At 41.1% G+C, this 14,257-nt stretch carries 16 protein-coding genes and 2 other annotated features; of the genes, 14 read left to right on the top strand and 2 right to left on the bottom strand.

Annotation, left to right across the window (positions count from 1 at the left end; all coding sequences use genetic code 11):
* Positions 1–27 precede the first annotated feature (27 nt).
* The 10 genes from nrdR (at position 28) to ACTWPX_RS17730 (ending at position 8,999) form a co-directional block, all read left to right on the top strand.
* Positions 28–492, top strand: coding sequence for a transcriptional regulator NrdR (gene nrdR / locus ACTWPX_RS17775; RefSeq protein WP_128526247.1), 465 nt, complete (start codon positions 28–30; stop codon positions 490–492).
* Between the two features lie 70 nt (positions 493–562).
* Entirely contained in the window at positions 563–1,918 is a 1,356-nt protein-coding gene (locus tag ACTWPX_RS17770) for a replication initiation and membrane attachment family protein (RefSeq protein WP_443120891.1), read from the top strand.
* A 19-nt stretch (positions 1,919–1,937) separates the two neighbouring features.
* Complete coding sequence (gene dnaI / locus ACTWPX_RS17765) at positions 1,938–2,870, top strand: primosomal protein DnaI (protein ID WP_443120890.1); 933 nt, start codon at positions 1,938–1,940, stop codon at positions 2,868–2,870.
* A 167-nt stretch (positions 2,871–3,037) separates the two neighbouring features.
* Positions 3,038–3,856, top strand: a complete 819-nt coding sequence (gene ytxC / locus ACTWPX_RS17760) for a sporulation protein YtxC (protein WP_443120889.1) — start codon at positions 3,038–3,040, stop codon at positions 3,854–3,856.
* 389 nt (positions 3,857–4,245) lie between these two features.
* A complete protein-coding gene (thrS, locus tag ACTWPX_RS17755) occupies positions 4,246–6,192 on the top strand; it encodes a threonine--tRNA ligase (protein ID WP_443120888.1) in 1,947 nt (648 codons plus the stop codon).
* A 526-nt stretch (positions 6,193–6,718) separates the two neighbouring features.
* Positions 6,719–6,842: a sequence feature (ribosomal protein L20 leader region), on the top strand.
* Between the two features lie 81 nt (positions 6,843–6,923).
* Positions 6,924–7,427, top strand: a complete 504-nt coding sequence (gene infC, locus ACTWPX_RS17750; RefSeq protein WP_128526252.1) for a translation initiation factor IF-3 — start codon at positions 6,924–6,926, stop codon at positions 7,425–7,427.
* Positions 7,428–7,459: 32 nt separating this feature from the next.
* On the top strand, positions 7,460–7,657 hold the full coding sequence (rpmI, locus tag ACTWPX_RS17745; RefSeq protein WP_128526253.1) for a 50S ribosomal protein L35: 198 nt from the start codon (positions 7,460–7,462) through the stop codon (positions 7,655–7,657).
* A 30-nt stretch (positions 7,658–7,687) separates the two neighbouring features.
* Positions 7,688–8,044, top strand: a complete 357-nt coding sequence (gene rplT, locus ACTWPX_RS17740; RefSeq protein ID WP_443120887.1) for a 50S ribosomal protein L20 — start codon at positions 7,688–7,690, stop codon at positions 8,042–8,044.
* A gap of 62 nt (positions 8,045–8,106) precedes the next feature.
* Positions 8,107–8,388 carry a DUF1294 domain-containing protein gene (locus ACTWPX_RS17735; protein WP_443120886.1) on the top strand — a complete coding sequence of 94 codons (282 nt, stop codon included), beginning with the start codon at positions 8,107–8,109 and terminating at the stop codon, positions 8,386–8,388.
* A 38-nt stretch (positions 8,389–8,426) separates the two neighbouring features.
* Positions 8,427–8,999: a TVP38/TMEM64 family protein gene (locus ACTWPX_RS17730; RefSeq protein ID WP_443120885.1), complete on the top strand. Its 573-nt coding sequence runs from the start codon at positions 8,427–8,429 to the stop codon at positions 8,997–8,999.
* Positions 9,000–9,301: 302 nt separating this feature from the next.
* Here the strand turns inward: ACTWPX_RS17730 and ACTWPX_RS17725 are convergent, their stop codons facing one another.
* Positions 9,302–9,706 carry a sigma-w pathway protein ysdB gene (locus ACTWPX_RS17725; protein ID WP_443120884.1) on the bottom strand — a complete coding sequence of 135 codons (405 nt, stop codon included), beginning with the start codon at positions 9,704–9,706 and terminating at the stop codon, positions 9,302–9,304.
* 112 nt (positions 9,707–9,818) lie between these two features.
* Between ACTWPX_RS17725 and ACTWPX_RS17720 the strand changes: the two genes are divergently transcribed.
* Both ACTWPX_RS17720 and ACTWPX_RS17715 read left to right on the top strand, forming a co-directional pair.
* A complete protein-coding gene (locus ACTWPX_RS17720; RefSeq protein ID WP_443120883.1) occupies positions 9,819–10,301 on the top strand; it encodes a dUTP diphosphatase in 483 nt (160 codons plus the stop codon).
* A 222-nt stretch (positions 10,302–10,523) separates the two neighbouring features.
* A complete protein-coding gene (locus ACTWPX_RS17715; RefSeq protein WP_128526258.1) occupies positions 10,524–11,609 on the top strand; it encodes a M42 family metallopeptidase in 1,086 nt (361 codons plus the stop codon).
* Between the two features lie 211 nt (positions 11,610–11,820).
* Here ACTWPX_RS17715 and sspI read toward each other — a convergent pair whose 3' ends face one another.
* Positions 11,821–12,039 (bottom strand): small acid-soluble spore protein SspI, encoded by a 219-nt coding sequence (gene sspI / locus ACTWPX_RS17710; RefSeq protein ID WP_128526259.1) that lies wholly within the window; start codon positions 12,037–12,039, stop codon positions 11,821–11,823.
* 119 nt (positions 12,040–12,158) lie between these two features.
* Between sspI and ACTWPX_RS17705 the strand changes: the two genes are divergently transcribed.
* Entirely contained in the window at positions 12,159–12,893 is a 735-nt protein-coding gene (locus ACTWPX_RS17705) for a TrmH family RNA methyltransferase (protein WP_443120882.1), read from the top strand.
* A 57-nt stretch (positions 12,894–12,950) separates the two neighbouring features.
* Positions 12,951–13,172 (top strand) — a binding site (T-box leader).
* Between the two features lie 45 nt (positions 13,173–13,217).
* Positions 13,218–14,252, top strand: coding sequence for a phenylalanine--tRNA ligase subunit alpha (gene pheS / locus ACTWPX_RS17700; RefSeq protein WP_443120881.1), 1,035 nt, complete (start codon positions 13,218–13,220; stop codon positions 14,250–14,252).
* Positions 14,253–14,257: the final 5 nt, after the last annotated feature.

Raw genomic sequence — 14,257 nt, 5'->3', positions numbered from 1 at the left:
ACGAAGACGATGTGGAGTTGATTAATTTTGAAATGTCCTAATTGCCACTACAAAAGTACGAAAGTCCTTGATTCGAGACCGATTGAAGAAGGTCAAGCCATTAGAAGAAGAAGAGAGTGTGAACAGTGCGATTTCAGATTTACGACCTTTGAACGGATTGAAGAGGTTCCTTTGATTGTTGTGAAAAAAGAAGGTACAAGGGAAGAATTCAGTCGTGAAAAGTTGATGAGAGGATTAATTCGTGCTTGTGAAAAACGCCCTGTTGCGGTAGAAGAACTAGATAATGTAACGATGGATATTGAAAAAGAACTTAGAAATCGCGGGGTTTCTGAAGTTTTGAGTAAAGATATCGGTGAAATGGTGATGGAACGTTTATCACAGATCGATGAAGTTGCCTATGTAAGGTTCGCTTCTGTTTATCGTCAATTTAAAGATATTAATGTCTTTATTGACGAGTTGAAAGACCTAATTAAACACGAGGATAAGGAATGAGCCAACCGCGGCTCATTTTCTTTTTCATAGATTCCGATTGACTCATTTAGAACAAAGGAGGTGGAGAACCATGAAGTATTCTATAGGTAAGCTCTTACCCGTTGATGGTTTTCGGATTTTGCGTCAGGGAGAGTTGCCAAGAAGTTTTCATCGTTCATTATCTCACCTTTACCAGCCAATAGTCGGACGACTAGCTATATCTTTATATCATCTCCTCATTTCTGAATCGGACATAACTGATGAAAGCCAGGTCCAGTCTCATCATACTTTGATGGCTTATTTATCAGCACCATTGGATAAAATATATGAAGCTAGAGGCAAGTTGGAAGCCATCGGACTTCTAAGAACGTTTCGTTCTACCGATGAAAATCAGCAGGCTGAATATGTTTATTCGGTTTATCCACCTTTTTCACCGGACGAATTCTTCCAGGATGATATGCTTTCATTACTTTTATATCATGAACTCGGTTCTTCGAAATATGAACTATTAAAGGAACGTTTTGTGCCAACGGTCAAGGCTTTAGAGGGGTTTACTGAAGTTACTGCTACATTTGATGAAGTGTTTCACAGTAAGATGATTGAATCTGTCCGAGCCGAAACAGACCAATTAGCAACTCAGAATGTCAAAACAGAACATCGGGGGCCGACTACCTCCTCCAGCCGCGTTGATTTTGAGTGGTTGCATCATGCCTTGAAAAAACGTATGTATCCTACTGAGCGGATTCTGACAGGTCGAAACAAGAAATTGATCATTCAACTGGCCACTCTTTATGATCTATCTAATGTCGAGTTAGAAAAAGCGGTGACCTGGGCGATTGATGAGAACCACTACTTGATTGAAGAGGAGCTTAAATCTGCTTGCCACGATTTCATGAAAGAAGTAAATAATGGACGTGCTCCAGGCGGCAATATTGATGGCCGTGATAAAATGAAAGATGATTCAACTTCTGATCAGGGGAGTAAAGAGGACCAATTCATTGAGATGCTGGAGAGTATTTCTCCAAGGGAACTTTTAGAAGATGTGTCACAGGGGAATCGAGCTTCTGAGCAAGACCTGAAACTTATCCGGGATGTTATGACTGAACAAGGGATAGCCCCAGGTGTAATGAACGTTCTCGTACATTATGTTTTGTTGAAGACGGATATGAAGTTATCAAAGCCTTATTTAGAAAAAATCGCAAGTCACTGGGCGAGAAAGAATGTAACTACCGTCCGTCAAGCGATGAATTTAGCCAAAGCCGAGCACCAAAAGTACCAGCAATGGGGGAAGCAGAAGTCCCAGAAACGTAAAAACAGCAAAGAGGAAGTTATCCCCGCGTGGTTTAATCAGGAATCCTCAACAACTAAAGAAGAAACAGGTTCTACAAATGTGAACACAGATAATATTGCAGAAAGAATCAAAAAGCTAACGAAAAAAGGAAATTGACATAAAGGGTGTGAAAACCATGGAACCCATTCAAAAGTCTTTAAAGAAATGGATGAGGGAGAATAAGCAGTTTCAGCAGCGCATGAATCAAATGAAAGAAGAAGTAATGCAGTCTTCTGATGTTAAAAAGCTCATGGAGGAGCATCCGGAAATAGATAATGAAGCTTTTGAGAAACAATTAATCAAACTATATGAATACCGGACACAGTCCAAAAATTGTGAGAAGTGCCCTTCCAGAGAAGAATGTATAAACATACTGCCTGGCTATGTCCCTCGCCTTGAAGTGGAAGGTTCAGATGTGAAGCTTGCTTATGATAAATGCAGACGTCAACGCCAGCATGAACAACAAGAACAACAGAAGTCGCTGGTTAAGAGTTTACACATGCCGCGGGAAATCTTAGAAGCTTCGCTTGAAAGATTGGACCTTAAGGATCCGGACCGGGGACGAGCTGTAGAGAAAACTGTGCATTATATTGAAAATCTTAATGATGAATTACCGAACAAAGGGCTTTATTTTCATGGCCCCTTCGGTGTAGGGAAGACTTATTTCCTGGGTGCGATTGCTAATGAGTTGAGTGCGAAAAATATCCCATCCATGGTTATTTATATGCCCGAGCTCGTTCGTGAAATTAAAGCGTCAATCAAAGATGATTCAATGAACGAAAAGATAGAAGCGTTCAAAGAGGTGCCAGTATTAATGTTGGATGATATAGGTGCTGAATCGCAATCTGCGTGGTTCAGAGATGAAGTTCTTGGCAGCATTCTTCATTATCGGATGATGGAACGTCTGCCTGTGTTTTTCACTTCCAATTATAATTTGGAGGAATTGGAAAAGGTTCTGATGACTAGTAACCGGGGCGATGTCGAGCAAGTGAAGGCAAAAAGGATTACCGAACGGATTAGACAGCTGAGCGAAGGTGTTCTTGTGCACGGGAAAAATAGACGAGGTTGATTCGAAAGGTGAATGACAATGGCATGATTCTTCCCTCCCTCACATAAATATAACAAAGAATAGAACGCGTTATGCTAATAGGGAAGCGATTAAATACTTGAAAAACAGTCTGTGTGAAGACATTAAGGATAGAATTTGATTGAAAGTCGGGATGAGGGGGAATTTCGGTGTTTTGCATTCATTTTTCTAATCGTTCGGAAGCTGTGATTTTTTATAATGCGATAGTGTCTGAACAAAAACTTTGGCTATTCAAAGAACAAGGTGATCGTTACGAAGTAAAGCTGATAAGCACTTCATTAAGTGGGACAGCTTATGTAGAGTCAATCAGGGCATTTTTACAATTGATTCGGAAGCGGAAGATGTTAGGTTGGATGGAAGGTGTGCTGAAGCATAAGTATTACTATCAAGATGATCAAGAAATTCAACGTATCCTTGAAATAGCGAGGGATTTTGAGGATAAACCCCCTTCAGGATTAAAGCTTCCGCCTATTTATCACTATATAAGGGCCTTCATCCAGGACTATTTAATAGCTCGTACTTTTGTGAAATTCGATGATATGAGTGCTGAGTGTTTGCAAGCCGCCCATGCCTGTATTATTGAGTATACAGGAAAGGTCATCGATGAATATAAGCAGGAGGAGTCTTATCAATTACTGTTGGATTCGTGGAGGCATAGAGTGCATGACCAGGATACAGGAATTCAGCTGATGCACTTACTGGATCAAGACGGTTTGATATATTTTCATGATGAAGGAAACCCGATCAGCGAATCAGAAACCCGTTTGTATATGAGGCAGTACCCTGATAAATCGATAGATGATTTGCCTTTGGAATGGCCAGTGACCACGGCACTTGTTCATTCACCAGACCAATTGGTAATCTATTCGGATGAGTCCAATGATTCAAATTTAGAATTGCTGATGAATATCTTTGAAGAAAAAGCCTCATGGCGACCTAAATCGCAATTTCCATTCAAAATGGCTTGATTTCCTTTTCGTTAATGGATATAATACGTACATATTAATTTAACGGCTTGGAAAAGGACTTGAACGATAAGTGACGCATGGCCAGAGAGAGGAGTCTTAGGCTGAAAACTCCTTCTTGACGACTTCTTCGTTTACCACCTTGGAGCCCTGCTTGTGAACAATCTTTAGTAATGAGCAGCGTTTGATCCGCGTTAAGGAATAAGAGCCGTACGGGTATTATACTCTGCGGGAATTTGGGTGGAACCACGAGTGACAACGCTCGTCCCTTAGCATTATGCTGAGGGACGGGCGTTTTTTATTTTGGCTCGGAGAATTCTGTCAATAAGTGTAAGGAGGACTTCTTTTGCACTGACAGAATATCGATCATAAGAAGAAAAGGAGTGATTCGCATGGCTAATGTGATTCAAGTCAAATTTCCAGATGGGAACATAAAGGAGTTTGATAAAGGGACAACAGGTGAAGAGATCGCGCAGTCTATTTCACCAGGATTGAAAAAACAAGCTTTGGCGATCAAATTGGACGGGGAACCCTATGACTTGAGACGTCCGATCGAACAAGACGGGGCAGTTGAAATATTGACATATAAGAACCCGGAAGGAATCGAGGTAGCACGACACTCGACAGCACACTTGATGGCTCAAGCGGTCAAGCGTTTATACGGCAATGTTAAATTCGGAGTAGGGCCTGTGATCGAAAATGGCTTTTACTACGATATCGATATGGAAGAATCACTGACTCCAGAAGACCTTCCAAAGATTGAAAAAGAGATGCAAAAAATTGTTGATGAAAACCTGGAAATCGAACGTATTGAACTTTCGCGAGAAGAAGCGAAAGAAAAGTTCAAAGAAATCGGGGACGACCTGAAACTGGAACTGATTGATGATATTCCAGAGGGCGAGCAAGTGACGATATACAAGCAAGGTGAATTTTTTGACCTTTGTCGAGGAGTTCATGTCCCACAGACTAGTAAAATCAAAGTTTTTAAGCTGCTTAGCATTTCTGGTGCTTATTGGCGTGGGAATAGCGATAACCAAATGCTGCAACGCATTTATGGTACAGAGTTTGAGAAAAAAGCGCATCTGGAAGAGTACTTGAAGATGCTGGAGGAAGCGAAAGAGCGTGACCACCGCAAACTTGGTAAAGAACTTGATATTTTCACTGTGAACCAAAAGGTCGGGCAAGGTCTCCCGATGTGGCTGCCAAAGGGTGCGACGATTCGACGTACAATTGAACGTTATATCGTGGACACAGAAGAGCGCCTGGGTTATGACCACGTCTATACACCTGTTCTTGGCAGTGTTGATTTGTATAAGACCAGCGGCCACTGGGATCATTATCAAGATGATATGTTCCCGACAATGGAAATGGACAATGAAGACCTCGTTCTTCGCCCGATGAATTGCCCTCACCATATGATGGTATATAAAAACCAATTGTATAGTTATCGTAATCTTCCCGTAAGGATTGCTGAACTTGGAATGATGCATCGGTATGAAATGTCTGGCGCATTGGCAGGCTTGCAGCGAGTACGGGCCATGACTTTAAATGATGCCCACATTTTTGCTCGTCCAGATCAGCTTAAAGATGAATTCAAGCGTGTAGTCCGTTTGGTGCAAGAAGTGTATCGTGATTTCGGAATCAACGATTATTACTTCCGCCTCTCTTATCGTGACCCAGAAGATAAAGAGAAGTATGTGGATAATGATGCCATGTGGGATAAAGCTCAAGCGATGTTGAAAGAAACGATGGAAGATATGGAGCTTGAATATGTAGAAGCAGATGGAGAAGCTGCATTTTATGGACCTAAGCTGGATGTTCAAGTGAAGACAGCTCTTGGTAAAGATGAGACACTTTCCACTGTGCAACTTGATTTCCACTTGCCAGAGCGTTTCGACCTAACATATGTAGGGGAGGATGGGGAAAATCATCGCCCTGTAGTCATCCACCGTGGTGTAGTATCCACTATGGAGCGTTTTGTAGCCTTCTTGATTGAAGAATACAAAGGTGTTTTCCCGACGTGGCTTGCACCAGTCCAGGCGAAAATCATCCCTGTATCTGCAGATGCGCATTTAGAACACTCTAAAAAGCTTGAAGATGAATTGCGTGAAGCCGGTGTTAGGGTAGAAGTGGATGAACGCAATGAGAAAATCGGTTACAAAATCCGTGAAGCTCAAATGCAGAAGATTCCTTTCCAACTCGTTGTCGGTGATCGTGAAATTGAAGAAAATGCTGTTAATGTTCGTCGTTATGGAGAACAAAATTCCGAAACGAAGCCATTGAGCACTTTCAAAGCAGAAATCCGTAATGAAATCGATCAAAAGCTTCTAAGAAAGTAATAAAAATCCCGTAAGCCTTCCCAAAGGCTTACGGGATTTTTACGATTTGGTTTTTTACAAATATGGCAGTATTCTTGAAGGATCGATTTCGAGATGTTTGTGCGAATTAAGGGTCGATGGGGGATAAGTCGCCCCTTGCCGTAAGAATTGCACGAAATCGCCTAACAATAACCACCCAGACATGAGTAAATGGAGAATAGCAGTTCAGGTCATTGATTACAGTACCTTCGTCTACAATTAAGCACACGTACTTTTCTTCTTTCGCTATTCATGGGGGCATATCCTGATCCTATTACTCACTATATAGGTGGGGGTACCTATCCACTTTCAAAAAGCCTCGAAACTGAGTCTTCAAGATAAGGGGGTTTTTGTGATAGGTGGGAAAAGTTGACTTTGCTTGAAAAAGCCTTGATTTTTCCACACACTTGCCTTATTCTAATTAAGGTAGTCATGGCAACAAGGATATACTGTTGACATGAATCATAAGGCATGCTATTATAATTTAGGTAACTGAATGAACGGATCTAGAGACAAGTAGGAGCACCCGCTTCTCACCTGATCGACGCATTGATGCAGTTGGCAGGTCACTATTCCTTTGATATTTTTAGGAGACGTGTGGGTGCATTATGTACCGACGCTTTTTTTATTTTATTAGGAAATCTTGTCGATGACAGATCTCATATAAGTTTTCTAAAATTTGTTGGAGGTGGCTCGATATTAGCAAGGATAACATGAACGTTAATGAGAAAATCCGTGCCCGTGAAGTTCGTCTGATCGACGTGAATGGTGAGCAACTTGGAGTTAAATCACGTAATGAAGCTCTCGATATAGCAGCAAATGCGAATCTTGATCTTGTTATGGTGGCCCCAAATGCGAAGCCTCCGGTTTGCCGAGTGATGGACTACGGAAAGTATCGTTTCGAGCAGCAGAAGAAAGAAAAAGAAGCTCGTAAGAAACAAACAGTCATCAAAGTCAAAGAAGTTCGTCTCAGCCCTGGGATTGAAGATCATGACTTTAACACAAAACTTCGTAACGCACGTAAGTTTTTGGAGAAAGGTGACAAAGTGAAAGCATCTGTCCGTTTCCGCGGTCGTGCGATCACTCACAAAGAACTTGGCCAAAAAGTACTTGAACGCATGGCGGAAGAGTGCAAAGATGTTGCCCAAGTTGAGACCAAGCCTAAGATGGAAGGTCGTAGTATGTTCTTAATGCTTGCTCCTCTTAATGAGAAGTAAGTAAGGGTATCAAGTAAAAGGAGGAAATTCACATGCCAAAAATGAAAACCCATAAAGGTTCTCAAAAACGCTTTAAAAAGACTGGAACAGGTAAAGTGAAACGTTCCCATGCATTCACTAGCCACTTGTTCGCGAATAAATCTACTAAGCAAAAGCGTAAATTGCGTAAAGCGACTCTTGTTTCTGCTGGAGACTATCGTCGTATCAAGCATATGCTTCCGAAAGACTAATAAAGAACGATTTAAATAGGAGGGATTACCATGCCACGAGTAAAAGGTGGAACAGTGACACGTAAGCGTCGTAACCGTGTCCTTAAACTAGCAAAAGGTTATTATGGTTCAAAACATGCACTATTCAAAACTGCAAAGCAACAAGTAATGAAATCAGGTCAATATGCTTATCGTGACCGTCGTCAGAAAAAACGCGACTTCCGTAAGCTATGGATCGCTCGTATCAACGCTGCAGCGCGTTTGAACGACATCTCTTACAGCCGTCTTATGCACGGTTTGAAGCTTGCAGGTATCGAAGTGAACCGTAAAATGCTTGCAGATCTTGCTGTCAATGATGAGCAAGGTTTCGCTAGCCTGGCAGACCAAGCTAAATCTGCACTTAAATAATTATAGAAAAGAGCCATTTCCGTTCGGTGGGAAATGGCTCTTTTTTTGAATGGGGAATGTACATGGATGCCTTTATATATCTTCTTATCTATATGTTATTGATGAACATATGGTTATTTTCCCTCATGGGTATAGATAAGCGGAGGTCTAAAAGAAAGTCATGGCGTATCAAAGAAAGGAATTTATGGACAGTAGCGTTAGTAGGGGGAGCGGCCGGAGGGTGGATTGGCATGAAGCTTTACCGTCATAAAACAAAGCACAAAGCATTTATGTTTCTTTTTCCTATCTTAGCAATCATTCACCTCGCAGCATTAGCTTACATTACCAGTGAGTTCTATCTCTGATCGCCCTGTCATATTATGTAGACAGGGAGGGGAATGGTATGGGCGAAACACCGAATGCAATCCTTGCGTGGTTAGAACATCGAGAAGCCTGGGCGCCGCTCTTATTCATAGGTATTCATTTGTTAAGACCTTTTTTATTTTTACCTGTGATGCTTGTATGCATTACTGGGGGTGTATTGTTCGGACCAATTGCTGGCACTGCTTACTCCATCATAGGTACAATGCTATCAAGCTTACTCTTTTACAGAACTATTAGACTTGTGCCTTCATGGTTGAAGAAGTTGAAGGTTTTAAAAGAGCGGTGGTTAAAGAAAAGTGCTAATCTTACTGTGAAGCAAGTGGCTGTTTTGCGCCTGGTCCCTTTCATACACTTTCATTTGTTATCTTATTGTTTGTTAGAAATCAGTGCAAATTTCAAGGAATATACAAAGTCTTCGTTATTTGCGAATCTTCCTTTAGCACTCGTATATACGTCAGTAGGGCAGTGGATTACATTATTTTCTATACCGATGATGTTTGCATTTTCAGGTGCTTTGATCGGTTTGTGTTTTATGATCAGAAAAAGATACGAAGTTTTTGTATGGAGTGATTTCTTCCAGACATCTGCTTAAAGAATGTATTTCACGAAGAAATTAAAGAGTATTGCTACCAAGCAGCTGACTATGTATGTCGGGGAAAACCTTACGTCCTTATATAATAAATGGGAGAGGGAGAGGGAGAGGGAAAGGGAGACGAGTCGACTTGACTCGTCTCCCTTTCCCTCTCTCCATTAGGCTTTTCCTAATAGGAACAATGAATAATCTTTAGTTATTGTAACGTTTATTTCACTCGTTTTGGGGTGCCTCTGCCTCAATCCATGGGTGGATCACAATAGCGCCCTGTTATATCATTGAATTACAACAAATAATGATACTCAATCATTCCCGCCTTTAAGTGGGTGGATGATCAGTCTGTTGACAGGATATTTCCACTCGATTGAGGCATGGGGGTAGCGTATTAAAATTTCCTGTTCCATGAAATAGATATCTTCACGATCAAGCCCTTGCAGTTTTTCTGGATTGTGGGCACTCACATTAATGTTAACCACTTCAAATGAATCCTCAGTCGTTCCTAAGTATTTTTCCCCTTCAAAAACATTCCCTTTTAATGTAATCAGGAAATTTTCCTTAGTGTTTTCCTTATTGTCATGAAAATAAAATTCCCTCTTGTCCCTGGCTAACTCTAACTTCCTTCGTGGATTTACGATGAATTTATAGGCTGTATAAATGATGAACGCGATTGCTATCAATAATAGTAAACGGAACAAAATAATTATCATATCGATCGTCTCCCTAATTGTAGGTTCATAGCATACATACGAATAGGCGTGTCCATTTGTTTCAAAAAATGATACATTATTGGAGAGAATTTTTGAAAAGGAGATTCATAATATGAATTGGGAACCATTATATCTCATGCAAAGGCGTCTAGACCAGTATATTGAAAATCAGCACCAACTTCAAAAAGGTGAAAAAGTGGAAGAAAAAATCTTAGCACTCCTTGTGGAAGTCGGGGAACTTGCAAACGAAACCAGATGTTTTAAATTCTGGAGTACTAAAGGTCCCAGTGAGAAACAAGTCATTTTAGAGGAATATGTAGATGGAGTTCATTTTTTGCTTTCTTTAGGTATTGATTTAGAGTTCATGTACCATTCTGAACATACTGAAGCTTATGATTCTCAAACTGATGCATTTTTGAGCATATATAAATCCATTGAGCAATTTCGTCTTTATAAAAGTGAAGAATCCTATATGGCCCTTTTCCATGAGTATTTGCAATTAGGTTTGACTCTTGGGTTAACAGAGGGAGAACTTATCAAAGCCTATGAAGATAAGAATCAAGTCAACTTCAAGCGCCAAGATGAAGGTTATTAAGAGGATATTTGGTGGAAGAGTTTGTTGATTTTAAAAGAGCAGGAAATGACCGGGATAGGATGTGAGCTGAGCTGTTGTATTTCTTCTTGATATTAGATAGCTTCCTGCAATGGCTATCTAACGTGATTTAAGGAAACCAGAAGATTAAAAGACGCAATTTTTTGTGAAATCGCTTCAAAAGGTTTATAATATCATTGGAAACGAAAAGGAGGAAACATACATATGGCAAAGACTGATGAAACGTTGAAAATGTTGAAAGATTTGACAGATGCCAAAGGTGTGCCTGGTAATGAAAGAGAAGCTCGCGATGTGATGAAACAGTATATCACTCCGTATGCAGATGAAGTGTTTACGGATAACTTGGGCAGTCTGATCGCTAAAAAAGTAGGAAATAAAAAAGGGCCTAGTATCATGGTAGCCGGCCACCTTGATGAAGTCGGTTTTATGGTGACGAGAATTGATGATAACGGCTATATCTACTTCCAAACTGTCGGTGGATGGTGGAGCCAAGTGATGCTCGCTCAACGTGTTACGATCATGACACGTAACGGTGACTTGACTGGTGTGATCGGTTCAAAACCTCCACATATTCTGCCTCCAGAACAACGCAAAAAAGCCGTAGATATCAAAGACATGTTCATTGATATCGGTGCTTCAAGTAAAGAAGAGGCGCTCGAGTTTGGTGTGAAGCCAGGAGACTCTGTTGTTCCTTATTTTGAATTCACACAAATGAAAAATGAAAAAATGCTGCTTGCTAAAGCATGGGATAACCGTATCGGTTGTGCAATTGCTATAGAAGTATTGAAGCAGCTGAAAGGTGAAAAACATCCGAACATTGTTTATGGAGTGGGTACTGTTCAGGAGGAAGTAGGTTTACGTGGTGCTCGTACTTCAGCTAACATGATCAACCCGGACATTGCTTTCGGTGTTGATGTTGGAATTGCCGGAGATACGCCTGGTGTCTCAGATAAAGATGCATCAAGCAAGATGGGGGATGGACCGCAAATCATCCTTTATGATGCTTCTATGATCTCTCACAAAGGTTTGCGTGATTTTGTGACAGATACAGCTGATGAGCGTGAGATTCCATATCAGTTTGATTCCTTGGCAGGTGGAGGGACGGATTCAGGTGCAATCCATTTAAGCCACGATGGCGTGCCAGCACTATCAATCACTATAGCAACCCGTTATATCCATTCACATGCAGCAATGCTGCACCGGGATGATTTTGAAAACGCGGTACGATTGATTGTAGAAGTGATCAAAGGTATGGATGCAGATACAGTACAACGCATTACTTTTAAATAAGTCGAAAGCCAACCCTCTCTAAATGGGTTGGCTTTTTCGTTCTTGCCCAGGTAAGGATGAATTACCAGACTGGGCAGACCTTATTTTTGGTTAAAGCTATATCCAGTACCAGTGTCTCTCCTGAGGACGTAAGTGGCCCCTTTGCGTGGAAACCTTGGCGGGGAGGTTTTTACAGGCTGGACCCCTCGCATAAGCCGCTTAACCAAACTTATTACTGGTTGGATTGCTTAAGTCCTTGTTCCAGCGTACCCAGGATTTCCTGTTTTTCCGATTCATCTGATTCTTTCCACAACATTTCAAAAAAGACTCCCAGCCCTGGAAGCATTTTCTCTTCCCCTTTTTGCAGGGCATCATCAATCGTAGCTTCAAGCTGTTGGGCATCGTGGCCACTGACATTTGAAAGGATTGCTGCTCTTAAGTTCAGATTCATGTTGAATCAACCTCCTTTTTCTATACTTAAATCGTAATAATATTCTTTCTTAGTTTGACCAACACGGCTTCTGCTATGTATGATAAATGAGAAATAAACACGTAAATGAGGGACAAAAAATGCTGACTTCCTTACAAAATGCAAAAGTGAAGGAATGGAAAAAACTACATAAGCGGAAGTATCGCGACATGAAGGGACAGTTTCTTGTTGAAGGTGTTCACCTGGTAGAAGAAGTACTTAAAAGTGATTGGGATGTTGTTGAACTTATCTTTCGTGAAGGAACTGAATTCCCATTTCCAGAGGGTATTAGAGTTACAGAAGTAAGTGGACAGGTTTTTGCAGCCATTGCCGAAACGGAAACCCCTCAAGGAATTGCCGCTCTCGTAAAACAGAAAAAGTTGTCATATACTCCTGGTAATTTGACCTTGATGATTGATGCTGTGCAGGATCCCGGAAACATCGGTACATTAATCAGAACGGCTGATGCAGCAGGGTTTGATGATGTCATTTTGGGTACAGGTTGTGTGGATCTATATAATGATAAGGTCATTCGATCAACTCAAGGTTCCATTTTCCACGTACCTATCCATACCGGAGACCTTCAAAAATATATAAACCACATGAAAAAACACAATGTAGAGATATGGGCAGCTGCTTTACAAGAGGCAACGCCATTTCAACAGCTTGAGACTCCCGGAAAGGCTGGATTGATTGTCGGGAATGAAGGGCAAGGTATAAAAGAAGATTTGATTTCACAATCAGATCAGCGGGTCTATATTCCAATCTACGGTCAAGCGGAGTCATTGAATGTTGCAATTGCTGGCGCGGTCTTGATGTACCATTTGAGAGGCTAAGGTTGCATCGATCATCGTCTTTGTCTATAATGTACTCAGTTGAAAGAATTTCATTATTGAAAAGCGTTGAAAGAGCAAAGTAAATGAATGTAAATCATTTCAGGAAGGAAGCACCTTGGACTGGAAGTGCTTCTAATGTGACATTTATTGAAATTTCACTCTGGAGCTGACCATTTTTTGGTCCGGATTCCATATCCGTTATTGTATCGAAGTGGGCACATTCAACATGTGTCAACAAGGGTGGTACCGCGAATCGACCATATAAGTCTCGTCCCTTTTTTAGGGATGGGACTTTTTTATTTTCATATAAAGGAGGAAAATGAGATGAAAGAACGTTTAGAACAGTTGAAGCAGGAGGCTTTACAGAAAGTTGAAAATGCTGATTCTGTCCAAAATCTAAAAGATGTCAGAATTGAATACTTAGGAAAAAAAGGGCCGATTACTGAGGTTCTTCGAGGTATGGGCAAGTTATCAAAAGAAGAGCGACCAGTCATTGGTCAATTGGCCAATGATGTCCGTGAGAATATAGCCGAAGCGATAGAAGCGAAGCAAACTCGTTTAGAGGATGAAGCAATGGAAAAACAATTGGAGGAAGAGAGTGTTGATGTCACTTTGCCTGGTCGTCCAGTTCAAGTAGGAGGACCGCATTTATTGACGAGCATCGTTGAGGAAATTGAAGACCTGTTTATAGGAATGGGCTTTGAAATTAAAGAAGGTCCAGAAGTGGAGACTGATTATTATAACTTCGAAGCTCTGAATTTGCCAAAAGGTCATCCAGCTCGAGATATGCAGGATTCATTCTATATTACAGAAGAATTGTTAATGCGTACGCATACATCTCCTGTACAAGCACGTACTATGGGAGCGAAGAATGGCAGTGAACCCGTTAAAATGATTTGCCCCGGTAAAGTATACCGCCGTGACACTGATGATGCCACCCACTCTCATCAATTCACACAAATTGAAGGTTTATTAGTAGATAAACATGTACGGATGAGCGACTTGAAAGGTGTTTTGAATGCTTTTGCCAAGCAAATGTTCGGTTCAGACCGGGAAATCCGTCTTCGTCCAAGTTTTTTCCCTTTCACAGAACCTTCTGTAGAGATGGACATCTCATGTAAAGTTTGTGGAGGAAAAGGGTGTTCAGTCTGTAAGGGTACAGGTTGGATAGAAATTTTAGGTGGCGGCATGGTCCACCCTAACGTTTTGGAGTTGGCAGGTTATGATTCTGCAGAGTACTCTGGATTCGCTTTCGGTATGGGACCAGAGCGGATTGCTATGCTGAAATACGGAGTGGACGACATCCGGCATTTCTATACGAACGACATCCGATTCTTAGAACAGTATCATAAGGCATAAAGGAG

The sequence above is a fragment of the Halobacillus sp. H74 genome (assembly GCF_052246715.1).
GTDB classification, from domain to species: domain Bacteria; phylum Bacillota; class Bacilli; order Bacillales; family Halobacillaceae; genus Halobacillus; species Halobacillus litoralis_A.
Note: the sequence above shows the minus strand (reverse complement) of the source record. Positions and strands in the feature narration are given on the sequence as shown.